Source organism: Floridaenema evergladense BLCC-F167 (assembly GCF_041929205.2).
GTDB lineage: Bacteria > Cyanobacteriota > Cyanobacteriia > Cyanobacteriales > Aerosakkonemataceae > Floridanema > Floridanema evergladense.
Genome location: NZ_CM171625.1, coordinates 1,329,454 through 1,354,921, shown reverse-complemented (window position 1 = coordinate 1,354,921; position 25,468 = coordinate 1,329,454). Strand labels below are relative to the sequence as shown.

Below are 25,468 nucleotides of genomic sequence, written 5' to 3'. Positions count from 1 at the left end.
GAAGGTATGCAACTAAGAGCTTTGGTAGCAAAATCACGATTAAAGTCAAGTAAATCACTTTTAACCCGTAAAGGGTGGCGACGCTCGCCTCAATACTTTGGCTTGCTCGTTCTGGCATCACTAATCACAGTTTTGCTAATTGGTCAACCAATCAAAGCATTTGCTCAACTGATTCTCTTTCCCGAAGAACAGATTGCGCCACCAGTTGCACGACCTCCAGCACCGGAAATTCGCGGAGTTTGGATGACGAGCAATGATACTGATGTGCTCATGGATAATGCCAAACTGCAAAATGCCGTGAATCAATTAGCACAACTGAATTTTAACACAATTTATCCAGTGGTATGGAATTCTGGTTACGTGCAGTATCCTGACAGTCAAGTAGCAAAAAAAACAGGAATTTATCAATCATATATCGGTAAAGGTTCGCAGGGACAAGACATTTTGGCAGAATTAATTAAATTTGCTCATCGCCAAAATTTGCTAGTAATTCCCTGGTTTGAGTTTGGTTTTATGGCTCCGCCTACCTCTGAATTAGTCTTAAATCATCCCGATTGGTTAACCAGAAAACAGGACAGGAGTCTAACATCAATTAGTGCCGCTGGCGAAGTAGTTTGGTTAAATCCTTTCCTTCCAGAGGTGCAGCAATTCATGACTGATTTAGTGTTGGAGGCTATCAGTAAATATAATGTTGATGGCGTTCAATTTGACGATCATACCTGTTTACCAAAAGAGTTCGGGTACGATCGCTACACCCTAGCCTTATACAAACAAGAAACAGGCAAAAATGCACCAGCAAATCCCGAAGATCCCGATTGGATGCGTTGGCGTGCAGATAAAATTACTGCCTTCATGACACAACTGAATCAAGCAGTCAAACAGAGAAAACCCCAAGCAATTTTCTCCGTTTCACCTAACCCTTACATCACCGCTTACAATGGTTATTTGCAAGATTGGACGACTTGGGTAGAACAAAATATTGTTGATGAATTAATTGTGCAAGTTTATCGTCCCGATATGCCCAGTTTTCTCGATCAGATTGGGCGATCGGAAATTCAAGCAGCACAACAAAAAATTCCTACCGCAGTCGGTGTTCTCACAGGTTTAAGAAATCGCCCAGTGTCTATGCCATTAATTAAGTCTAAAGTGCAAGCCGCACGCGATCGGGGTTTAGGCGTAACTTTCTTCTTCTACGAAAGCCTTTGGGACTATGCACCAGAACCTAGTGTCGAACGCAAATCCAACTTTAAAGCCTTGTTTAATTCCCCAGCCTCTCGCATAACCGCACAGCAATAAAGCAGGGGAGCAGGGGTGCAGGGGTGCACAGGGGAGCAGAGGAGCAGGGGAGCAGGGGTGCAGGGGTGCAGGGGAGATAACTTAAAACTCGTAACTTCCCCTTGTCCCCTTGTCCCCTTGTCCCCTACTCCTCCTTCGGTTGCCATTGATTAAGTATGTCTTTGACCAAAGCTTCTCTTAACCAAATTTGCACTACAATTAATAGCGGAATTGCTAAAAACAAACCCAAAAACCCGAAAAAGCTGGAAAAAACTACTACTGACAAAATAGTAAATACTGGTAACAAAGATACCTGTTGCTTCATTACCATTGGCACCAAAACCAAGCTTTCAAACTGCTGAATTATAATGTACAAAATGATCACTGCCACCGCTTTCCAAGGTGCATCAAGAAAAGCCAATAATGTAGGTGGAATTAAACTTAAAGTTGGGCCAACATTAGGGATAAATTCTAATAAACCTGCTAACAAAGCATTAACTAACGGCAATGGTACTCGTAAAATTAACAGCCCAATATAACTAACTATAGCAATAACTAACATATCAAATAAAGTGCCTTTAATCCAGCCAACTAAAGAAGTTTCGCACTCCGAAAGAATCTCTTCAACTCGCCGTCGATAAAATGCCGGAAACGCTAAGACAAAAACTCGACGGTATGGTGCAGGATTTACCAAAAACATGATAGTTATTACTAAAAAGAGTAGAAAATTTAACACGATACCTAACGAATTGTTGAAGAAAGCAAAAAAGTTACCAAATAACCGACTTGACCAAGTTTGTAAATTTTGCGTAAAACCTTGCAAATTACGAATATTATCTACTAGTTGATGCGGAACTACAGTTTGTATCCAATCAAACCAGAGACGCACACTTTGTAATGATTTTGGTAATAAGTCAATTAATTTTCGTACTTGATCGATAATTGGCGGAAACACTATCGCAAAAAAAGCAACTATAAATAATAGTAAAAATAGAATGGTTAAAGCTACAGCAATACCTCGTTTTATGCGAGATCTCTGAAGGAATATCACTACTCTATTTAAAACTGTTGCCAGTACTACTGCACCGAATACCAATAGTATGATTTGGTTAATTTGCCACAATATATAAACAGAAATAATAAAAGCAAATAGTCCTAACCATTGCTCGAAACGCACAATTACGACTCCTATTTATAGAGATTTTCAAAGATTATCTCGACTTTACTTCTGGTTGACATCTATCTTAAGAGTCTAATAAATAAATCTAATTAATTCTTGGAATACTTTATTTATCAGAAATCCCAGTCGTAGGGGCGATTCATGAATCGCGAATACCCCAGACCCTTTCCCCCACAAGTACAAAAGAACCAATTTGGTAGCCTAGTTTCTTATATTTTGCTTATTGTATTTGGATAAACTAGTGCGGCGTAGTAGAAATGATAGAGCAGTTAAAAAGGAAAAAGCTGAAAATCAAAGGTTTTGTCCCCTTCTGCCTGCTGCCTGGTTGCGCTAGTGCCACCCGATCGGGTAAATATGTGCTAACGCATACGCATTGGCGATCGATCGGCATCATATCTTAATCTCGCAACTCATTCTATTAGGGAAATACTGCCATGAACACAACGGCTTCATCTAAGTTCTGGGAATTAATCGGAGGGGTATTTAGTTTTAATTCAGAAACATTTCAAGCTATTGTTAATCTAAGGGATGGAATGTTTTTAGCTTTGCTGGTGGTGGTATTAGCTGGTTTATCTTTGAGTATTGGACAAAGTATTATTTTGTTTATTAACCGCATTAGGCCAGTCCGTTTCGTTTTTAGCTTGTTCCTGAATGCAATTCTTTATACTTTCGGGTTTCTATTTTTAGTATTTAGTACCTGGCTGATTTGCTTGTTACCTTGGTCGATTAATGTTCCCTTTTTGCAACTGATGAAGGTGTTGGGACTAAGTTATGCACCTTTGTTGTTTAGCTTTTTAGGGGCGTTACCCTACGTAGGCGTGCCAATTTTGAATTTACTATCGGTGTGGCGGTTGCTGGCAATGGTTGTGGGTTTTAGTGCTGTTACTAATGTGAGTGAGACGATCGCCCTTGGTTATGTAGCATTTGGCTGGGTAGCTCTTCAAGTATTAGAAAGTACGATCGGACAACCGATCGCTAAACTAGGTAAAAAAATTGCCGATCGAGTTGCCGGAGTTCAATTAGCTACCAACTATGAGGAACTTCGGGAAATTATTAAATCCGGTATCGCCCAAACTTCTTCACCCATCATTACCCCAACTCAAACTACAGTACCAGAAGTTAACGCCACCCCTCCCCGTCAACAGGGTAGATCGGCAACTGATGCCATCCAAGCAGTAGCCCAAAAAGTAACCCATCAATCAACATCCCCAGAAATTAAAGTTACTCAAAGCGTTGACACCTCCGATCCCATTGTTCAGCTAGAACAGGATAGCCGCAACATTTCCGCAATTATTAAATGGGTTATCAGTCTGTTAGCAATGGCAGTCATTTTTATTCTCTTAACCGATCTGATGCGCCCAATTCGCAATTTCTTTTTTGGCTGGTATGATGACTTACCTAAATTGTTTCGCTTAATTTTTAATTTAGTTTGGATTGGCGTAGTGGCGATCGTCTTCGCTGGCTTACTCGCACCCCTAGAAACCCTTGGCTGGTGGGCTGGTTGGTACGGTGACGATTTAAACACGGTAGAATCGCAAACCTCCCCAGTCCCCAGTCCCCAGTCCCCAGTCCCCAATCCCGAAAAACTCTCCCGCTACATAATTTACTTAGATGGCATTGGGCAATCTGGCGAAGAGTACACCCCTGATGTTGAGGACTTTCTCACTGCTTTTAAAGCGGTTTTACCCGAAGATATGAAACTGATCGAGGGATTAATGATGTACTCCGTACTCAATAAACCCTTGAATCAAGACCGACCTTTAGCATTTTTGTGGCGACTGGCAGATAAAATGCGTTGGAGCAACCCAACTGCATTATTGGGAGTAGTACTTAATTTGCGAAATGTGTTTATAGTGGCAGTTTCCGCAGATCAACGTTACGGCCCGATCTACAATCAAGGCATTGCACAGGTACTTTACAACGGGTTAATTAAAGAGGGTTATCAACCTGGCAGCGGCGTACCGATTACGCTCATTGGTTATAGTGGGGGTGGGGAAATGTCCGTTGCGGCTGGGCCATACTTAAGACGGGCAACGGGGGCTTCGATCGATGTCGTCTCGTTAGGTGGCGTAATGAGCGGCAATAACAACATCCTGAAATTACAACATCTTTATCATTTAGTCGGAGATAAGGACAGTGTAGAACGCATTGGGCCGATTATGTTTCCCGGTCGTTGGAAGATATTTTTCTTGTCTTACTGGAACCGAGCCAAACGCAAGGGAAAAATTAGTATCATTTCTTTAGGGCCAGTGGGACACCAAGTTCCAGGCGGGATGATGGACCCGAACGCTTTTTTAGCTGATGGATGTAGTTATTTAGAGCAAACGATCGAAGTAATTTTGCAAATTCTCCAAGGTCAAGCTTTAAGGGCTGACCAGCTAATGAAAAGGAAAATCAGCGACTATACTCTTTATCAAGCAGCAGATTTTAACCATCCCAATTATTATCCAATTAATCAAACTGTAGATCCCGTCCTATATCGCCCCATTGGTGATTGGGTGGGTCGCTTGATTTTACCCAAACCCGAACAAAGACATCAAGTGCGGGGAGCATTGATAGAAATTTATCACGCCCCTGATAATTTTCAGCACTTAGTCGGGCAGGTAGTAAACTTGCGTTGGAGCCACGAACCTTTTGTGCAAAAGCTAATGGCAGCAGTCACCAGAGACGTTCACTTTAGTGCTGATGCTGAGTATAGCAGCAAGTATGGTGGGTTAATTCATCCCGATCGCTTAAACCACTGGCAGCGAGTAAACCCTCTAGAATCTCTAGCTGGCTCCCATCCCGCAGATGATGTAATTGTAATGCTCAATGAGCCAGTCATTGTAGAAGAGCAGGGGAGCAGAGGGGCACAGGGGCAAGAAAACTCTTTAACTCAAAACTCAAAACTCAAAACTCAAAACTTTATCACTTCCCTCTACATCTCCAGTACACCTGTGCAAATTACTGGGCGTTACTATGCACTGGTGAAATTTATCAAGCCGATCGCTGATACAGACAAATTTCGTGTTTGGCATTTTAATCAAGCAACGGGAAAGTTTGATGGCGCTGCTGAAATTGTTAGAATGCCGCAGGTAAAGGCAAATATTAATGGTTGTTTTCCTTCCACTAGTCGCAGTATTGAGAAGGTTTCACTTAACGAACAAGGTTGGTATATCTACGGTGCCAAAGATGCTTCGGGAACTTTTGTAGTTCAGTCTATTGCTCCCCGTGCTTTGTTGCGCCTGCAACCGCAAGAGGTAATTTTTGGACGCAAACAAGGGGAGAAATACATCCTCAAAGGTGCTTGGGCAGATGCAGCCGCCAAGAAAGGTAGAATTACTTCTGTGTTACTCAGTCCCCGTCGGGAGGGAATCGCAGAAGCGATCGCAGATTGGCAAGAAAACGACCTCGCTTTGGTTATCCACACCTACGGAGGTATTGGGGGGAAAAAGAAAGAACCTGCTGCTAGTACTCCCATTTTCTTTGGACATTTTGCTTACGGTGTCGCTCAAGTTGTTCGGGAACCTTTAGCTGATGAGTTGAAATTTGATATTCGCTATTACCAGATTTATACTCATAACACAGATGGTCTGATTGCGGGTATTTTGGATTGGTCGCGTTACATGGGCGATCGCCAATTTGGTTGGGCGGGTGTGCGTCCAGTGTGCGATATTTTGATAAAACTCGATTCTTTTACAGGTATATACAACATTGATGGCTTCCAAGCTTCTCCTTTAGTGGAAATGTTACGACAATTGGAAGTTATGGCGGCTCGTTATCGCATCGGAGATGGCACTGGGGGAACTTTTGTTGGCCCTGCTAACAACTGTGCCCAAGACTCTAATCAAGCATTGTTTGCAAGTTTGACTCAAACCACCAAATTTTTGCAAGCTCACCCGGAACTAGTGAAAAAATTACTCGCAGTTAGTCCAGAACAAGAAGGACGTTTTTGGCAACTCAATCAGCTAAAGAAAGAATTGCAAAAACAACTGCAACCTTTTGGTGGGCCGCGTTCTGATTGGGAAAAAAACGAGTATAATTTGGGCAGTACTCTGGAAGATAATCCATTACAAAATCTCTTAACTGGTTTAGGCAGTTGGCGCACTCTTCTACCCCGGATTGCTAGTGATGCGATCGCTCAAATTTTCCTCAAACATGGGGCGACAATTTGGGTTTTACGTACTAATCAAATCGGCGGTTACGATCGGGATATTCAACCGATCGCTCCTACGAGTTTTCCCTTAGTTTAAGTGAATCTGGAAACTTTGCGGTTGATGTCAAGTTCACATAATTTGTTGTCCTTACTACAAAGTTAAACCCCACCCCTTAATTCCCTCCCCATTTACGGGGAGGGGAGACAAAGCGTAGCTTTGGCAGGGGTGGGGTTTTTCTGGCTTTGATGACCTACTATTTAGTACAAGGAAAATTTATATTTCTCTCTCCGTGAATGTACTCTGGTTTCACCAATAATTCTCATGGTATTTTGAGATTGTTGGTTAATAAAGATTTACATATTTACCTGAAAAAACTAGTAATAAATTAGCTGGGTTTAGTTTCTGTGCGAGCTTACTTAGCTAGTTTGTCGCTAGTAATTTTTGTGGGTAATCGATCGATTAATCAAAGGAAATTATTTGATGTTTCTACAGTTAACTAAATAGAAACCAAACATTTCCGTTGCGGTGTATTCTAACTTTTTCATTTAGTCAAATCAAGGTTGCGACCAACTCACAAATCACTAAATTTTTGGGTTTCAGTTGTTTTTTGATTTACTTGTGTTTCTATCATTCAAAGAGGTATTTTTCAATGACTGCCATTTTATTTATCGATCCTACAGTTCCCGATTACCAAAGCCTTCTCCAGGGACTAAATACTGACACCAAACTGGTGATTCTCGATCCAACTAAAGATGGTGTAACACAAATCAGCGAAGCCTTAAAAACAGGTATATTCGACACCGTACACATTGTTTCTCATGGAACTTCAGGAAATTTACAACTGGGAATAGCGCAACTAAACTCCCAAACTATTCAAAGTACATACAGCGATTTACTACAACAGTGGTCAAATTCTCTCACGCCCGGTGCTGATATTCTGCTTTACGGGTGTAATGTAGCGCAAGGCGACACAGGTAAAACCTTTGTTCAACAGTTAAGTCAAATTACAGGTGCAGATATCGCCGCCTCAGATGATGCAACTGGTAGCGTCGTTTTGGGTGGAGATTGGAATTTAGAATATGCCACCGGTAATATCACTGCTCCCCTCGCCTTTCAGATTGGGGTAAGGTCAGCTTACAACTCAGTTTTAGCTCCTTTCACGGCTGGAAATCTTGTTATTTATCGGGTTGGAGATGGAAGCAACACCCTGGTTAACACTGGCAACCCTGTATTTTTGGATGAGTACACACCTACAGGTACGATCGTCCAATCGATCGCCCTACCAACTACAGTTAGTGGCGCTAACAAACGATTGATTGCGAGTGGTACCGCAACGTCAGAGGGATTACTTACACTTTCCGCCGATGGGAAATATCTGTTTCTAACAGGATACGATGCGCCTATACCTACAACTGGATTAACAAGTTCAACAAGTGCATCTGTTAATCGGGTTGTTGGTCGTGTTGATGCTAATGGTCTAGTTGACACTTCAACTGCATTATCTGATTTTGCAACTGGCAATAATGCGCGATCGGTTGTTAGTACAAACGGAACAGATATATGGGTTGCGGGTGGTGCTGGTGGTGTACGTTACACTACTTTTGGATCTACAACCTCTACTGACCTTAGCAGTACGGCTGCCAGCGGTACCTTTGGAAATGTGCGTCAATTAAATATTTTCAACAATCAGTTATATGCTTCATCTAGTTCTGGTACTAATACCTTTAAGGGGATTGAAACGGTTGGTACGGGTTTGCCAACAAGTGGCGCTCAGACCATTACACGATTACCTGGTTTAACAGATACCAACAGCCCAAGCGCATATAGCTTCTTTTTCGCTGACCTTAATGCTGGCGTTGCAGGGGTTGACACACTTTACGTTGCAGATGATAGTGCAAATCAGATTAAAAAGTATTCCCTTTCATCTGGTAGCTGGTCTGCGAATGGAACGATCGCAGCTACTGGTGTCAGAGGTTTAACGGGTATTGCCAATGGCTCAAATGTTACCCTTTATGGCACTACTGGTGGGTCTACGGGATCTGGTGGTGGTTCATTGTATAAATTGACTGACACTTCTGGCTACAATGCAACTCTGACAGGCACTCTTTCAACCATAGCAACGGCTGCAACTAACACAGCCTTCCGAGGTGTGGCATTTGCGCCTACAAATCCGTTTCCTGATTTAAGCACTGGGATTTCCACCCCCGGCCCACTAACTGTAGGTACACCTTTTAACTATACATTAGATGTTCAAAACAATGGCACTGCTAATGCTACTGGCATCGAATTAAAATTCACTTTACCTGCCAACGTTACCTACAATTCCTCCAATATTCTCGGTGGTGGTTTTAGCACTCCAACTATTAATGGTTCTGAACTAACTTTCACTGGTGGCAGCATCAACGCAGGTGCATTTGCCCAAATTAACGTTAACGTTACACCCACCCAAGCAGGTACTCTTGGTAACGCTACCTTAGTTGTCGATCCTAACAACACCATTGCTGAAAGTAACGAAACAAATAACTCAATTACTACTCAGATTCCTAGTACAGTAAACCCTGCCGTAACTTTAGGAGTTCTCAATGGGCCAAGCGGTTCTCCTGATGCAGTTGGGCCAACAAATAACAACGATGACTTTACTAATAAATCTTCCCAAGTTCCCGCTAATACATCACCGGGAACTTTCTTAAACCCAGCATCAATTACCTTTACTAATACTGTTACCAATACAGGTACTGCTTCAGCTAATATATCTTTATTACCTGCTGTGCCAACCAACCTAGCTGACTTGCCTAGCAGTACAGTTGTAACTCTCTCTTATGGTAGTTCATCTGCTACCTACACATACAACGGCACAGCCTTTACATTAACAAGTAGCTCTGGCTTTGTAGGCGGCAACCCAATCAGTCAATTTAACCCCCTCCAGATCGGGTTATTAGCCGCAAATGCGACTGCTAACTATACAGTCAGTATCGATCTGCCCTCCGGTACGCCCCTTTCAACCGATCCCAATATACAACGCGGCTTCCCTGTAACAATCACCGCATTCCTTGACAGTAATTTTAATGGCGTTGCAGATGACTCAGTAAAAAACAACACGATCGATCGCGTGTACACAGGTTTCCTGCAACAAGTAACACAAAGTCGAATTTTGCAAGGAACCGGGCCAGCCGTTCAAGGAACTGATGGTACTCTCTCCACCACATCAAAAACATCTGCCTCTGGCAACATTGTTGAGTACGTTGTGCAGTACCAAAATATTTCCGAAGCACAACCAGCCAGTGGTAACGGTAATATAATCTTGAATGCTGACAGTGTGGTGATTAGCGAAGACGGCACTCTAAATAATTGGGCAAAAGATAATAATAGCGATAGTGTAATTGATACCAGTCACGTTACTGGTTCGGCACAGGGAGCAGGAACAATTCAATATTTTAGTGGCGACCCTGCTACTAATCTTTTGGGTGGCGAACAAAGCGGTACTACGGCAGCTAATGATGTCACTAAATATATCAATACTCTGGCTAATTCAGTTGTACCAGGCGCGTCGGGAACATTTACATTCCAACGAAAAGTTAATCAGTCTGCTACTGTTCAGGGGATTATTAATATCGCAAAGGCAACTTACCAAGATCCAAATAATTCATCTGTAACGGTCAATGCTACTTCTAACCAAGTAAATGTGATTAACGCTGCTTTACCCACAGTTTCGATCGCAGCTACCGATGCCAACGCCGCTGAAGCAGCACAAGACACAGGCACTTTCCGCATCACTCGTACAGGCAGCACTACCAACGCTTTAACAGTAAATTACACCATAGGTGGATCGGCAACCAACGGTACAGATTACGACAACTTAACAGGTACAGCGACGATCGCAGCCGGACAAGATTTTGTTGATGTCACGATTACACCAGTTGATGATACCGCAGTCGAAGGGAGTGAAAACGTTACCCTGACTTTAGCTGCTAATGCTAACTATACTTTGGGGGCAAATACTTCGGCTACGGTAGCGATCGCCGATAATGATGTTGCGCCAGGGGCTATCCGCATCACCGAATATATGCGTGGTGGTGCGAATGGTGAATTTGTTGAATTTACCAACGTCGGTAGCAGCACAGTAGACATGACTGGCTGGAGTTTCGATGACTCTTCGCGCATAGCGGGTTCGTTTTCCCTCTCGTCTTTCGGTGTCGTACAACCTGGAGAGTCGGTTATCCTGACAGAAAGCACAGAAGCAGCATTTCGCACTGCTTGGGGTTTACCTAACACCGTGAAAGTGATTGGTGGACTGATTCACAACTTAGGTGCTTCCGATGAGATCAACCTGTACGATAACACGAACACGCTGATCGATCGCCTCACTTATGTTAGTGCCACTTTTGACGCGAATAACCGTAGTGCCTGGACTGGTAATGCAAATCTCGGTAGCAATAACCAGGCAACTTGGCAATTATCGGCTGTCCCGGATGCTAAAATTTCCTACACATCTACTGGTGGTGACATTGGCAACCCTGGTGGTTACATTATTCAGCCAGGAGTTACCATTCGTCAATCTAGCGCCAGCACTGACATCGCCGAAGGTGGTGCAACAGATAGCTACACCGTTGTCTTAAATACTCAACCGACTGCTGACGTAATTATTGCGATCGCTTCCGGTACTCAAACTAGCACCAATACCAACAATTTAACCTTCACTTCTGCTAATTGGAATATCGCGCAAACTGTCACCGTCACCGCAGTTGATGATGCTGTACAAGAAGGAAATCATACTGGCACAATCACTCATACTGCGACTAGCACTGATGCCACCTATAACGGAATTAGCATTACTTCCGTCACTGCTAATATCACCGATAATGACCTCACCAACAATCCCCCAACTATTAGCGAAAATAGCACCACACCATTTTTAAATCTGGCAACTACGGGGACGGGATATGTTAGTGCTGTGATTAACGATCCTACCGATCCAGCAAAAATTTTAGGCATTGATTTTACAGTTGCCGATACGGAAACTCCTAACCCAACTGTGTCGATTCTTAGTAGTAGCAATACTGCTGTTGTACCGTTAGCAAATTTAAACTTGACGAACACGGGAAACAATTACAATCTGAAAATTAATCCCGCTGGTGTGGGGTATTCAGATATTACGGTTAGAGTTACCGATGGTGGTGGCGCAACTGCGGATTACGTAATTAAATATGCTGCTTCTGCTGCTTCGGTGAATCCGACAACAACGAGATTTTTGACAGGTGCGAGTGATGCGAGTACAGCGATCGCGATCGACTCCAATTATATGTTCGTTGCTGATGACGAAGATCAAAAGATTAGATTGTACGATCGCAACAACTCCGGTTTACCCCTCACCAGTTTTGACTTTACATCTTCACTGGGTTTAACTGATATTTCCGGCGGCGTTCCCAGAGAAGTTGACATCGAAGCATCTACTAAAATTGGCAACAGAATCTATTGGTTAGCTTCCCATAGTAACTCTAGTAGCGGCAGTTCTCGACCCAACCGTTATCGGTTATTCGCCACCGATATTTCTGGAACTGGTGCAAATACCACACTTAATTATGTCGGTCGCTACGATAATTTAAGAACCGATTTAATTACTTGGGGAGATGCTAACGGTTATGGTTTTAGCAATAGTGCTGCTACTGGTGTAATTCCAGAAACAGCTGATGGTAGTGGGTTTAATATTGAAGGATTGACGATCGCACCAAACGGCACCACCGCCTACGTTGCATTCCGAGCACCAAATGTACCCACCATAAATCGCCAAAAAGCCTTAATTGCACCCATAATTAACTTTACTGACTTAGTAACAGGTGCAGCAACCAGCGCAAACATCGGCGCACCAATTGAATTAGATTTAGGCGGACGAGGAATTCGCAGTATCGATCGCAATGCTAACAACGAATACCTGATTATTGCTGGCCCTCCCGACGCTGCTACAGGTACAGCACCCAGAGATTTTCGCCTCTACAGTTGGACGGGAAATGTTAATGATGCGCCGCAATTACTGTCAACTAATTTAACTGGATTAAACAGCGATGGTAGTTTTGAATCCATCGTCGAAGTTCCCAACTCACTCACTTCAGGAACGCAAGTTCAACTATTAGTAGACAACGGTGATAGTGTATTTTATAACGATGGTGTTATCGCCAAAGAACTCCCTCAAGATAACTGGCAAAAATTCCGCAGCGAAATCGTTACCATCACCTCACTAACCAAAATCAACCAAATTCAAGGAACTGGCGCAACCAGTCCTTTAGTTAACACCACCCAAACCATTGAAGGTATCGTTGTCGGTGATTTTCAAACCCCTACAGCATCGGGAGGTTTAGGCGGATTTTTCTTACAAGAAGAAACGATCGATGAAGACGGCAACCCCTCAACTTCCGAAGGGATATTCGTATTTGCTAATAGCAGTTTCCTTGATGTTAGTGAAGGTCAAAAAGTTCGGGTAACAGGTATAATTTCCGAATTCTTCAACCAAACCCAAATTACTCCTACTAATGCTGCTGCAATTCAAATTCAAACAGGTGGTTCTTTAGCAGAAATAACACCCGCAACAGTTAACTTACCCTTTGTTAGCAACATTTTTGCCGAACAATATGAAGGAATGCGGGTAAGATTTCCGCAAACACTCACCGTCAGCGATACTTTTGAATTAGTCAGATTTGGGGAAATCACCTTATCCAATGGCAGATTATTTCAACCTACTAATATAGTCAGTCCGGGTGTAGCAGCAACTACCCAACAAACTGCAAATGACCTCAACAAAATTATCCTTGATGACGGGAAAAATAGTTCTTATCAAGTTCCCTTCACTTACGGTTTTAACGCTACCAACCCAATCCGAACTGGACAAACTGTGACCAATGTTGAAGGTGTCTTAACTTATTCTTTCAACAACTACCGCATTCACCCAACTGCCACTCCCACATTTACCGGAAATCCCCGGACAAATGCACCAGAAAATGTTAACGGAAACCTGAAAGTTGCCTCTTTCAATCTCCTCAATTATTTCAATGGTTTAACTTTTCCCACTGCTAGAGGTGCGAGTAGTTCAGCAGAATTTACCCGCCAAAGAAACAAAACAATTGATGCCATTCTCAAGATGAATGCCGATGCGATCGGACTCATGGAACTAGAGAATGATGGATATGGAAATGATAGCGCCATTCAAGATTTAGTTAATGGTTTAAATAGTTCGCCAAACCTACCAGTTGGTGCTAATTATGCTTTCATTAACCCTGGTTCAGCGCAACTCGGTACTGATGAAATTACAGTTGGAATAATCTACAATTCTGCCAAAGTTACCCCTGTAGGAAATGCAGCAGTTTTAACTACTGGCGCTTTCGATCAAGGTGCAAATCGTCTGCATCGTCCAGCTTTAGCACAAACTTTTCAAGACATTGCTACTGGTGGTAAATTTACACTGGTAACTAATCATCTTAAATCAAAAGGTAGCGCTCCTGCTGCTGGCGATCCGAATGCTGACCAAGGCGACGGACAAGGTGCTTGGAATTTAGCAAGAACTCAAGCTGCTAATGAATTAACTGCTTGGTTAGCTACCGATCCAACTAATAGCGGTGACTCTGACTTTTTGATAGTTGGTGATTTGAATTCCTACGCTAAAGAAGACCCAATTACTGCTATTCGAGGTCAGGGTTACACTAACTTAATCGAACAATTCATTGGTCAAAATGCTTATTCTTTCCTTTTCCAAGGACAGGTAGGATATCTCGATCATGCTCTATCTAGCAGCAGTTTAACTTCTCAAGTTACTGGTGCAACAGAATGGCATATTAACGCCGACGAACATCGCTTAATTGATTATAACCAAGAGAATTTACCTAATGGTGGGCCTGCTAAACCAGCCAATTTCTATAATGCCGATCCTTACCGTTCTTCGGATCACGATCCTGTAGTAATTGGTTTGAATTTAGCTGTACCTTTGGTAACAATTCAAGCAATTGATGCGAATGCTTCGGAAGCTGGAAATGATGCGGGAACTTTCCGTATTAGTCGCACTGGTGGCGGTTCGGTTGGTGCTTTGAATGTAACTTACACGGTTGGGGGACAAGCTAATTCAAATGATTACACACCAAGTTTAACTGGTGTGGCTACAATTGCATCTGGTCAATCTTTTGTTGATGTAACTATTACACCAGTTGATGATAATTTGGTTGAGGGAAATGAAACTGTAATTCTCAGTTTAGTTGATGCCGCTGATTACGATTTATCTGCTAATAATTCCGCTACCGTAACCATTTCTGACAATGATACTGCGGGAGTCATAATTTCCCGATCGAACACCAATGTTACTGAAGGCGGCGCAACTGATAATTACACAGTAGTTTTGGCAACTCAACCCACCGCACCAGTAACCGTAAATGTTACTCCTAGCAACAACCAAATTAACTTAGGTGCAGGTGCAGGAACCGCAATTTCTCTCAACTTTACTCCTAATACTTGGAATACTGCTCAAACCGTAACAGTAACGGCAATAGATGATACCCAATTTGAAGGAAATCATAGCAGTAGTATTGGTCACAGTTCGACTAGCAGCGACAGTAATTACAACTTAAATCTTGGTAGTGTTGCTGTTAGTATTACCGACAATGATACACAACCAAATCCGCAACCCAACCCACAACCAAATCCACAACCTAACCCGCAACCAGAACCACAACCCAATCCACAACCAGAACCACAACCAGAACCACAACCAGAACCACAACCCAATCCGACTCCTAATCCAACCCCAACACCTCAAACCTATAATTGTGGCTGTGAAGACTTAGAAAATCTAGTAAATAATAGCCATAATGGAACAGTTTTTAATGGTAATCCTCCCAATGATTTGATTGTTGGAAGTGATAATTCCGATCGAATTTTTGGAGGAATTGGTAATGACAGTATCTTTGGTAGGTCTGGTGATGATGTGATTTTTGGTAATCAAGACCGAGATTTCATTAATGGCAACAAAGGTAATGATACGATTTTTGCTGGTAAAGACGATGATTTTGCCAGAGGCGGTCAAGATAATGACTTGATTTTTGGTGATTTAGGCAATGATACTGTGGCTGGCGATCGCGGAAATGATACCCTATATGGCATGGTTGGCAATGATGTTTTAGTAGGTTTTGAAGGCGACGATTTTCTCAATGGAAATCAAGGTAATGATACGGTTTCTGGTGGAGAAGGTAACGACATTGTACGTGGTGGTCAAGATGATGATAAATTGTGCGGTGATGCTGGAAATGATACTTTATATGGCGATTTAGGTAATGATACCATTTGCGGTTGTGAGGATAACGATTTAATTTTTGGTGGTGCTGGTGATGATTTATTAAATGGTGGTGCTGGTAATGATACGATCGAAGGTGGTGCAGGTCGTGATACTTTTGTCTTAGCTTATGGTGCTGGAAGCGATCTTTTTGTGGATTTTGTCATTACTCAAGATAAACTAACTTTAGCTGGTGGCTTAAGTTTCCAAAGTTTGACAATTACCCAAGGAACAGGTGTTCAAGCAAATGATACCCTGATTCGCGTTGGTTCCACTGGCGAACTGTTAGCTTCCTTAGTGGGTGTATCAGCAAGTTCGATCGCTTCTAATCTGTTTACTACTGTCTGATAATTTCCTCATTCATTAGAGTAGAGATGTTTCTATAAAATGTCTCTACTTTTTTGTTTGGGGGATTGAGAAAAAGTGCTAAAATTACGCTATTAGTTCAAACTACCATAGCAAAATTTAGGAAAATTGCGATGGAAGTGGACAAAATTATTAAAAAAGTGACAGGGTTATATTTAGGTTCTGCGATCGTGGCGGTAGTCGTCGCTATCTTAACTCTGGGACAACCTTTTGTGGTACTTCTTGGCATAGGTGCGTTCGGTTTGGTAACGCTTTTAGGAGATGCGATCGCAGAATATGGCGTTGACGCAGTACTGATTGCCATCTACATAGAACGTAGCAAAAAAGAATCTGTGGAGTCTCTGACTAAAGAAATCGAAGGTTTATTGATTACAGAACCCCTAAAGCTTAAACTGAAAAATGTACTAATCGCAAACAATACGATCGACAATACTCAAACTCAAACTCAAACTCAAAATGGAACTGAAGTGGGAAAAGCTAGGACAGTTATAATCGAGAATTAATATCAAATCCCAAAAGATAATGCTACAACCAGACATGATTAAGAAAAGAAACCCGGTTTCTTCAAGAAACCCGGTTTCTGAAATCACTAAGCAGTGAAGTATTTCGCCACCGGATGATAAGTGATAATCGCAGTTGTAGACTGTTCGGGATAAAGCTGTTCGCTTTCATCCATAAACAGATTAATTCGTTCAGTTCCTAACAAATCCAACTGCTTATATTGATCCTGAATATTCGGACAAGCAGGATAACCAAAACTGTAACGAGAACCGCGATATCTTTGCGCCAAAATATCACGAATATTATCCGGTTCTTCCCCACCAAAACCCAACTCCCGGCGAATTCTAGCGTGTACCCATTCCGCCAAAGCTTCCGCAGTTTGCACAGCTAAACCATGAAAATACAAATAATCAGTATATTGATTATCTGCAAACAACTTTTGTGCAAACTCCGTCGCAATATTCCCCACCGTCACCGCTTGCATCGGAAACACATCAACCTTTCCACTTTCCACAGGCGCAAAGAAATCAGCAATACACAAACGCCGCCCAGATTTCTGACGCGGAAAATCAAACTTCGCTATCTCTTTCTTCGCGTCATCGCGGTTCAAAAATTCCCAATCATAAACTAACAAAGAATTCCCCTCACTTTGACAAGGAAAATAACCATAAATCAGCTGCGGATGCAACAAATTTTCCTCAACAACTCGCCCCTTCCAATATTCCAAAATCGGGTAAACCTTCTCCTTCAAAAACTGGTCATATTCTTCCCGTGACTGTTCCTTTGGTTTGCGGAATTGCCATTGCCCAGCAATCAAAGCTTGCAAATCCAAATACCCAAAAACCTCCTCGATTGGAATCTCTTCCGACAGCAAAAGTTGCGTACCCCAAAAAGGCGGAATTGGACGTTCAATATCAACAGCAACCGCCTCAGAACGCCTAGTATCAACCTCTTTTAGTTCCTCAGATACACCCTTACCATTAGATGAAGTAGACTTCTCTTCCTTCTGCGTTAAACTGTCTGCATCTGCGGTTGCAACTTCATCCAAAAATCCCTTCAAATCATCCCAATTTCCCGCAACTTTCGCAGGCATTAACTTATCCATAAAATGCAAATCTGCAAACGCATCTTTGCCGTAAATCACCTTACCTTTGTAAGTATTCTGGCAATCTTCATGGACAAACTTCGGAGTTAACGCCGCACCACCTAAAATTACCGGAACAGTAATTCCTTTTTCGTTAAAAACCTCCAAATTCTCCTTCATAAAAGCAGTAGATTTCACTAACAAACCACTCATAGCAACGCAATCTGCTTTATGTTCTTGGTAAGCATCAATGATGTTATCGACTGGTTGCTTAATTCCCAAATTCACCACTTTGTAGCCATTATTAGAAAGGATGATATCAACCAAGTTTTTCCCAATATCGTGAACGTCACCTTTTACAGTGGCAATTACCACAGTTCCCTTAGAATTATTGCCAGATTCTTGCTTTTCCATCATCGGTTCTAAGTAAGCAACTGCTGCTTTCATTGTTTCCGCTGATTGCAATACAAAAGGTAATTGCATTTGTCCAGAACCAAATAACTCACCGACAACTTTCATGCCATCTAATAAGAAAGTGTTGATGATTTCTAAGGGTTTATATTGTTCTAATGCTTTGGCTAAAGCGTCTTCTAAACCAATGCGTTCGCCGTCGATAATGTGACGTTTCAAACGTTCTTCAATGGGGAGATTTGCATCCTCCGATCGATCGCGCTTTGTAGTCTTCCCTTCAAACAGCTTAGTTAACTCTGCCAAAGGATCGTAAACACAAATCTCACCATCGAATTCCCGTTCATCATAAATCAATTTCTGGCAAACTTCTTGATGTTCCGGCTCAATTTTTGCCAAGGGTAAAATCTTGCTGGCGCTAACAATTGCTGCATCCATTCCCACCGCCATTGCTTCATGCAAAAACATCGAATTAAGAACAATTCTCGCCGCCGGATTTAAACCGAAAGACACATTAGAAACACCTAATAAAATATGACAACCTGGTAATTCTTGGCGAATGCGCCTAATAGATTCAATTGTCGCTTTACCGTTCGATCGATCTTCTTCAATCCCAGTAGAAATTGGCAATGCTAAAGTGTCAAAAAATATCTCTTCCGGTGAGATACCATATTCTACAGCTTGACGGTAGGCACGTTGAGCAATTTGGAATTTCTTCTCAGCAGTTCGCGCCATTCCTTCTTCATCAATTGTTCCAATTACTACTCCCGCACCATACTTTTTCGCTAACTCTAAAACCTTAAAGAAACGTTCTTCGCCATCTTCATAGTTAGTCGAATTAAGTATACATTTACCGCCAACAACTTTCAGCCCCGCCTCCATTTTTTCCCATTCGGTCGAGTCCAACATCAAAGGCAAAGTTACATTTGTTACTAGCCTTGATGCCAATTCCCGCATATCCCGCACACCATCCCGACCAACATAATCCACGTTGACATCGAGGACGTGCGCCCCTTCCCGGACTTGGGCTTTCGCCAAAGCGACCAATCCATCCCAATCTTCAGCGTTTAGCAAGTCACGGCATTTCTTAGAACCGCTAGCATTCAACCGTTCGCCAACAATCAAAAATGAGTTATCTTGTTCGTAAGGCTGTGCAGTATAAATTGATGCTGCGGAATGTTCGTAACTAAAATGACGTTCTTTCGGATGCAAAGATTTACCAATTTCTGCCAACTGTGCAATGTGTTCGGGACGAGTACCGCAACAACCGCCAATTACTTGCACGCCCCAATCTTCGATAAATTTCATCAACGCCATGCGTAGTTCGATCGGGGTAAGTTTATAATGTGCATGACCGCCGATATTTTCCGGTAAACCTGCGTTAGGAATGCAAGAAACCACGAAGGGCGAACTTTGACAAAGATATTTGATATGTTCTGCCATTCTGTCTGGCCCTGTTGCACAATTTAGACCTAAAATATCGATCGGGTAAGGTTCTAAAATTGTCAAAACTGCGCTAATGTCAGAACCTACCAGCATAGTTCCAGTTGTTTCCATTGTCACCGAAACCATCAGCGGACGGCGATCGCCTTTTTTGCGAAACACCTCTTCAATACCATTCAACGCCGCCTTAATTTGCAGCACATCTTGACAAGTTTCCACAATGAACAAGTCAACCCCACCATCAAAAAGCCCTTCCGCCTGTTCGACAAAAGCGTTTTTCAATGTGTCAAAATCAATATGTCCCAAAGTCGGTAACTTAGTTCCGGGACCCATTGAACCAGCAACAAAACGAGGTTTTTCTGGAGTAGAGAATTCGTTAGCGACACTTTTGGCAAGTTCAGCAGCAGTTTTGTTGAGATAGTACGCTTTATCCGCCAAATTATATTCCGCCAATACAACAGAAGTTCCGCCAAAAGTATCAGTTTCAATCACATCTGCACCAGCTGCGAGAAAGTCGCGGTGTACTTTAGCGACTGCTTCCGGTTTAGTGTGGACTAAATACTCGTTACATCCCTCATATTCTGACCCTCCAAAGTCGGCGGCGGTGAGGTTTTGCGTTTGTAAGTTAGTTCCCATTGCGCCATCGAAGACGATGACAGGGCGATCGGGACTGTGAAGACGTTGGAGGAAAAGATTACTCATAATATAAACTAAGAGGTTTGCCAGAACAGGATATAGAGCTTAATCTATTTTGCAAAATTATTGAGTACAGGAGCAATAGCAAAAATGAATGTGCAAACAATTGTAGATGCTAATTTTCCCCAACAGCAAGTCGCGTCACCTCCGACTATTGTGATGAACGGTGTGAGATGGGAAACTTTTAAAGCTTTGATGGCAGATGTGGGAGATGGGAGAGCTTGGAGAATAGCTTACGATAAAGGAGTGTTAGAAATCAGAATGCCACTTACAGAACATGAAGAACCTAAAATCCTAATTGGGAGTTTTGTTGAAGCTCTAGCAGATGAGCTTGAAATTGAAATCAGACAGCTTGGTGCTTTACTTTTGGAACGGGAAGATTTAACTCGTGCTGTTGAACCAGATACTTGTTTTTACATTCAAAATGAATTTATAGTCCGAGGTAAAAAAAGCATTGAACTTCCCAACGATCCACCACCAGATGTAGTAGTTGAATCTGATTATACCAGTTCTTCTTTGAATAAATTTACCATTTATGCTTCTTTAGGTGTTCCTGAATTATGGAGATATCGAAATGAAACTTTGCAAGTTTATCAGCTTGTTGAGGGAAAATATGAGTTAACTAATCAAAGTTTAGCTTTTCCATTTTTGCCGCTAACAGAAATTCCCGGTTTCATTGAACAAAGTAGAACTATTGGACAAAGGTCAGCAGTGCGGTTGTTTCGGCAGCGAATTCGCAATATTTTGGAAAATTATTCAGAGAGTTGAGTTATATTTGCTATTGAAGGGAGGTATGAAAAATGCAATTAGAAGATTACTTTGACTTTCTCGCACCAAATGACATTCGGATTAAGGGAACACGAGTTGGCATTGAAAGTATTTTATATGAATATATCCATCGAAAGTTGCCTCCAGAAGAAATTATTCCGAAGTTCCGCACTGTGACTTTGGAGCAAGTTTACGCGACAATTTTGTTTTATTTGCACAACAAAGAAGCTGTTGGTAAATACTTCGCTGATTGGTTGGAATGGGGACATCAGCAAAGGAAAAAACAGGAAATGAATCCCGATCCTGTTATTATCAGGTTACGCGAAAGAATAGCGAAATATGGAAGAGATCCAGAAGTACATAAAGCACTTCGCCGTCAACGCCAAATGCTTGCACCAGAAAACATAAAAGGATTAGCTGAAATTAATCACCATGATTTGCTATCTGAGCGATGAAAAAGTTAATTACCGCTAAAATTATGGAATCAACAAGCTAGCTGCTTTATAGAAATCTTGTTTGACAGCCTCCAATTCCCAATAAGTAATTATCAAGGCATCCCCTGCTTTTTTTCGTTCAGGAATAGCCTCTTTGTCGAGTAACTTAATTTCTGTGGCTCCTTTGTCCCATTTTTTAATATCATCAGTTCGTAGAACACCATTATTATGTTGAAAAATATTCCGAACTGTAATATGTTTTTGGATAGCCTTTTTAAGCTCGTTAGGTATTGTCTTTTTCCTTTCTAGTGCAGTAATAATTGTATCAAGCCTTTTGTCAGCAGGTTCAAAATTGAATGTGCTTAAAGCGCTTTCTTGAACCTTTGTAATTATGTTGTTAGCTTCGGCTGTTGACAGATCTATCTTTTTAATTGAAACATTATTAAGTGCAGCATAAGATTTTTTACCACCTAACTGTTCGATAAGAATTTGCTCATACACCTTGCCCAGAAAATCATGCCATTTCTGCACCAACTGTGTATGAATCATTTCTTCAATTGCACTTTGATTGTGACCATATATATTTAAAATATCTCCAAAGTTAACTAATTTTGAAGTAACTGATGGTAATGATTCAGACTCATGTCTTACATGAACACTAAATTCTGTATTTGGATCGAATTTTTCCAGGTAAAACTTTCCGAAATTTATCAGTGCAATAAATCCTTTTGCTAGTAGTAGTAGTTCGTCTAATTCTTTTTGAAATGTATCGCGAATATCTTGCATATATCAAGTTTTCTTTTATTGAATGTTCAAACAGATTTTAGTTAACAGTGGTCTAGTTGTGGTTGCATCTATACCTTGTCCATTGTGGATGATCTTTATAGAATGAATCCGGTACTGGTATACCTCGCAAAGAAGCAGTTTCGTTGACATTTACAGAATAAATTTTGGATGTCATAATTTTTTTTCCTTCTGGTGCTTACCTGTTTAATAATATTGTAGGGCAATACTTCATTGTGGATTTTGACGAACTAAACGTTTAAAAGCGCGAATAAATGGTGAACTCCAAACTAAATTATATCTAGGGAAACCATACTAACTATTTTAATGATCTTTCGCTAAAATCTTCAGTCCGTTTTAACGGACTTTCGCTATTAGCCTGCGAATTGATTCGCAGGCGGGCTGACAACACAAGTGTAATATATTAGTAGAAAATAGAATTCCTATTATCCGACTTCAGTGCCAGGTATCGGAAACCCAGAATCCTCATAGCTTCGAGGAATTTCCCTCTGTTGCAATTCTTAAAAATTTTCGGAAAGCCTTATAGGTTACAATTTACAAGTCTCGACGCGAGAGAAGAGACCACCAACGCTCCCCCCCACCCAACACCCCCACACACCCACCACCCCCCAAACACAACGCAAGCAGGGAGATGCCCCACTGGGGCATTAAGAGAGAAGATGATGTCTTCGTATGATTTCCACTCTTCTTTTTTTCGATCATACCAGCCTACGCGATCACAGAACTTCTTGTAAATTTCCGGCCCCCACAGAAGCCACTCACCCGGTTTAGCCCCGACACTTTCCAAAATGGGCTTTTGTACAGAAAAGCCAAAGCGACCATTGCTGTATTTTACCCAAAGTCTGTCTATGGTGCGAAGGTCGGTACAGGGAAATTGGTTGATGAATTCGACATCCAACCAACCTTCCTTTTCTCTTGCTGCTACTTTAAGCATTACTCTATTAGTCTCTTGATCAGCTTCTCGCCAATTTCCCGCTTTGAGTAAATCCCGTAAATTCTGGTAATCTATCCCTTTATCCGAACTTAAATCATCCTCTGGCTCAATTTCTACGATCGCATCCTCAAAACTAATCACTTCATCATCAGCAGCTTTTGCCTTGTCGAAAGCCCGAATTGATTCTAACTCTTCCAATTCTTCCAGAATTTTTTGGTAATCTGCAATATCCAGAAAAACGCCGATGCGCTTCCCACTTTCATCTACTAAATATCGCTCTTTATATCGAGTCATATAATTTCCTGTAGATTAGTTAGTTATTATTATAATAACTGGTTCGCGATTGGCGAAGCCATCCTTTTGGGAATCGCACTCTCCAAAACCTTAAACTTACGAGTGCGATCGCCATGTTGTAAAATTAAACTTAATTACCCCTAACAGTGGTGATAAATTATGACTCAAGAACTAATTGATTTAAGAGCCAGCATTTTAGAAGGACGCTATGAAGATGCTTTGGCAATTGTTGATGAGTTGGATTGGATGAGTAAAAAAGCAACACTGCGGAGTATTAAATCATTTCTTCTAAGGATGCTGATTCATTTAATTAAAAACCAACTCGAACAGCGATTAACAAATTCTTGGGCTGCTTCGATTCGCGGATCGATCGTTGAAATTAAAGACCTGAATCTGCAAGACAATAAAACTTCCTATTATGTCAAACAAGATGAATGGGAAACCATGCTAGAAGATATCTTAGAACAGGCTGTTCGTGATGCAAGTGTGGAAGTATTTAATGGCGCATACAACTCGTTTCAACTATCAGAAATGGTAGACAGAAACCAGATAATACTCATTGCTAAAAGCTTGTTAGATTTGACCTATAATTACTCTGCTAAGGAATTTCCCGCAGTAGTTGATGATTATTTGACTCGATTACCTGGGGGTGAAGATTGGCAGTTTGGTAGGCAAAGATAGAAATGGAATTAATGCGATCGCACTTCCCCAAAACCTTAAACTTATGAGTGCGATCGTTCAGCAATTTTAATTTGTCCGATTTTTGATGGACAATTAGAACAACTGAAAGTCATTGGTGTCCTTTGGATATTTAAGTCAATTAGTTCTAGCTTTAGTGAGATGGAAATTCATTTGGTACAACAGGTTGCTAATCAATGTGCGATCGCTCTCCGGCAAGCTAGATTGTATGAAGCGGCTCAATTTCAAGTTAACGAACTCGAACGATTAAATAAGCTCAAAGACGATTTTCTTTGTACTATTTCTTATGTTGTTGCGCTTTAGCGCTATTATTGAAATAGGTAATAATAGCGCTAAAGCGCAACAACGTACCTAATCTTAATTTCAATTATCGTAATTGTGAATCAGTTGAATAATTTACCAGTTTTCTACAACGAAAATTCCCAAACTAATAGCAGCACCTGGCGCGTTTCCCAACTATTGCAGCAATTTTTGGAACAACATCAGGAACAGGAAGTACGTTTGCGGGATTTGTTGAATGCTTTAGGCGATCGAGCTTTTGGGCCAACTTTACTAATCTGTGCCTTGCCGGAAGCTTTACCATTGCCGATTGCAGGTATTTCTGCCTTGGTTGCCATACCCTTAATTTTAGTTTCCGGTCAGTTAGTGCTAGGATTTGAGCAACCCTGGCTACCTGACCCACTTTTAGACCAACCCTTCAGTCGAGAACTCTGCGAACCAATTATTTCCGGGGCAATCTCTTTTCTGCAACAGATGGAAAAGTTTACTGAACCTCGCTGGCCTATCTTTACCACACCTTTGGCAGAACAGGGTGTGGGAGTAGCATTACTAATTTTGGGAGTAATTATTGCTTTACCAATTCCTTTTGGCAATATGCTGCCTGCGATCGCCATTGTACTAATTAGTCTGGGCTTAATCGAAAAAGACGGATTAATTATTGCCATTAGTGCATTAATTACAGGAATCACTCCCGCACTTTTACTGTTATTTATTTAACCTGAATTTAGAAGAAAGCAGAGTTTATCGGGAAGCTAAAGAAAACTTACTGCTATCTGTATTGGAAGATTTAAGTGAGGCGTTTTTAAATTTTAGTAGTCGGGATGATTTGTCAGCTTGGTTAGAGGCACATAGAGAGTGATAAA

At 41.6% G+C, this 25,468-nt stretch carries 14 protein-coding genes and 1 pseudogene; 11 read left to right on the top strand and 4 right to left on the bottom strand.

Annotated elements, in window-relative coordinates; genetic code table 11:
- Positions 1-6 precede the first annotated feature (6 nt).
- Positions 7-1,296 carry a family 10 glycosylhydrolase gene (locus tag ACE1CA_RS06245; RefSeq protein ID WP_413278221.1) on the top strand — a complete coding sequence of 430 codons (1,290 nt, stop codon included), beginning with the start codon at positions 7-9 and terminating at the stop codon, positions 1,294-1,296.
- A gap of 124 nt (positions 1,297-1,420) precedes the next feature.
- Here ACE1CA_RS06245 and ACE1CA_RS06240 read toward each other — a convergent pair whose 3' ends face one another.
- A complete protein-coding gene (locus ACE1CA_RS06240) occupies positions 1,421-2,452 on the bottom strand; it encodes an AI-2E family transporter (protein WP_413278222.1) in 1,032 nt (343 codons plus the stop codon).
- A 260-nt stretch (positions 2,453-2,712) separates the two neighbouring features.
- Here ACE1CA_RS06240 and ACE1CA_RS06235 point away from each other — a divergent pair, with 260 nt between their 5' ends.
- From ACE1CA_RS06235 to ACE1CA_RS06220, 4 genes are all read left to right on the top strand, one after another.
- A complete protein-coding gene (locus tag ACE1CA_RS06235) occupies positions 2,713-2,856 on the top strand; it encodes a hypothetical protein (protein WP_413278223.1) in 144 nt (47 codons plus the stop codon).
- 33 nt (positions 2,857-2,889) lie between these two features.
- A complete protein-coding gene (locus ACE1CA_RS06230) occupies positions 2,890-6,687 on the top strand; it encodes a Yip1 family protein (protein ID WP_413278224.1) in 3,798 nt (1,265 codons plus the stop codon).
- A gap of 553 nt (positions 6,688-7,240) precedes the next feature.
- Entirely contained in the window at positions 7,241-16,243 is a 9,003-nt protein-coding gene (locus ACE1CA_RS06225) for an ExeM/NucH family extracellular endonuclease (protein WP_486517681.1), read from the top strand.
- 131 nt (positions 16,244-16,374) lie between these two features.
- Entirely contained in the window at positions 16,375-16,764 is a 390-nt protein-coding gene (locus ACE1CA_RS06220; protein WP_413278226.1) for a hypothetical protein, read from the top strand.
- Between the two features lie 86 nt (positions 16,765-16,850).
- On the opposite strand, the gene metH is transcribed toward ACE1CA_RS06220, so the two are convergent.
- The gene (gene metH / locus ACE1CA_RS06215) at positions 16,851-20,399 is read right to left on the bottom strand and encodes a methionine synthase (RefSeq protein WP_413278227.1); all 3,549 of its coding nucleotides are present in this window, start codon (positions 20,397-20,399) and stop codon (positions 16,851-16,853) included.
- Positions 20,400-20,552: 153 nt separating this feature from the next.
- Between metH and ACE1CA_RS06210 the strand changes: the two genes are divergently transcribed.
- Both ACE1CA_RS06210 and ACE1CA_RS06205 read left to right on the top strand, forming a co-directional pair.
- Complete coding sequence (locus tag ACE1CA_RS06210; RefSeq protein WP_459563622.1) at positions 20,553-21,161, top strand: Uma2 family endonuclease; 609 nt, start codon at positions 20,553-20,555, stop codon at positions 21,159-21,161.
- 32 nt (positions 21,162-21,193) lie between these two features.
- Complete coding sequence (locus ACE1CA_RS06205) at positions 21,194-21,616, top strand: DUF433 domain-containing protein (RefSeq protein WP_413278229.1); 423 nt, start codon at positions 21,194-21,196, stop codon at positions 21,614-21,616.
- Between the two features lie 21 nt (positions 21,617-21,637).
- On the opposite strand, the gene ACE1CA_RS06200 is transcribed toward ACE1CA_RS06205, so the two are convergent.
- Entirely contained in the window at positions 21,638-22,381 is a 744-nt protein-coding gene (locus tag ACE1CA_RS06200; RefSeq protein ID WP_413278230.1) for a hypothetical protein, read from the bottom strand.
- 538 nt (positions 22,382-22,919) lie between these two features.
- Entirely contained in the window at positions 22,920-23,627 is a 708-nt protein-coding gene (locus ACE1CA_RS06195; RefSeq protein WP_413278231.1) for a GUN4 domain-containing protein, read from the bottom strand.
- A 159-nt stretch (positions 23,628-23,786) separates the two neighbouring features.
- Here ACE1CA_RS06195 and ACE1CA_RS06190 point away from each other — a divergent pair, with 159 nt between their 5' ends.
- From ACE1CA_RS06190 to ACE1CA_RS06175, 4 genes and pseudogenes are all read left to right on the top strand, one after another.
- The gene (locus tag ACE1CA_RS06190; protein WP_413278232.1) at positions 23,787-24,308 is read left to right on the top strand and encodes a DUF29 family protein; all 522 of its coding nucleotides are present in this window, start codon (positions 23,787-23,789) and stop codon (positions 24,306-24,308) included.
- Between the two features lie 60 nt (positions 24,309-24,368).
- Positions 24,369-24,614: pseudogene (locus tag ACE1CA_RS06185) on the top strand (GAF domain-containing protein); the annotation flags it as partial.
- Positions 24,615-24,704: 90 nt separating this feature from the next.
- Positions 24,705-25,322, top strand: coding sequence for an exopolysaccharide biosynthesis protein (locus ACE1CA_RS06180; RefSeq protein WP_413281151.1), 618 nt, complete (start codon positions 24,705-24,707; stop codon positions 25,320-25,322).
- 61 nt (positions 25,323-25,383) lie between these two features.
- Positions 25,384-25,464, top strand: a complete 81-nt coding sequence (locus tag ACE1CA_RS06175) for a hypothetical protein (protein WP_486517967.1) — start codon at positions 25,384-25,386, stop codon at positions 25,462-25,464.
- The last annotated feature ends 4 nt before the right edge of the window (positions 25,465-25,468 follow it).

Coding starts and splice junctions, on each gene's coding strand:
- metH (WP_413278227.1), bottom strand. CDS start 20,399: ATGAGTAATCTTTTCCTCCAACGTCTTCACAGTCCCGATCGCCCTGTC.
- ACE1CA_RS06190 (WP_413278232.1), top strand. CDS start 23,787: ATGACTCAAGAACTAATTGATTTAAGAGCCAGCATTTTAGAAGGACGC.
- ACE1CA_RS06195 (WP_413278231.1), bottom strand. CDS start 23,627: ATGACTCGATATAAAGAGCGATATTTAGTAGATGAAAGTGGGAAGCGC.
- ACE1CA_RS06210 (WP_459563622.1), top strand. CDS start 20,553: ATGAACGGTGTGAGATGGGAAACTTTTAAAGCTTTGATGGCAGATGTG.
- ACE1CA_RS06205 (WP_413278229.1), top strand. CDS start 21,194: ATGCAATTAGAAGATTACTTTGACTTTCTCGCACCAAATGACATTCGG.
- ACE1CA_RS06230 (WP_413278224.1), top strand. CDS start 2,890: ATGAACACAACGGCTTCATCTAAGTTCTGGGAATTAATCGGAGGGGTA.
- ACE1CA_RS06225 (WP_486517681.1), top strand. CDS start 7,241: ATGACTGCCATTTTATTTATCGATCCTACAGTTCCCGATTACCAAAGC.
- ACE1CA_RS06220 (WP_413278226.1), top strand. CDS start 16,375: ATGGAAGTGGACAAAATTATTAAAAAAGTGACAGGGTTATATTTAGGT.
- ACE1CA_RS06235 (WP_413278223.1), top strand. CDS start 2,713: ATGATAGAGCAGTTAAAAAGGAAAAAGCTGAAAATCAAAGGTTTTGTC.
- ACE1CA_RS06200 (WP_413278230.1), bottom strand. CDS start 22,381: ATGCAAGATATTCGCGATACATTTCAAAAAGAATTAGACGAACTACTA.
- ACE1CA_RS06245 (WP_413278221.1), top strand. CDS start 7: ATGCAACTAAGAGCTTTGGTAGCAAAATCACGATTAAAGTCAAGTAAA.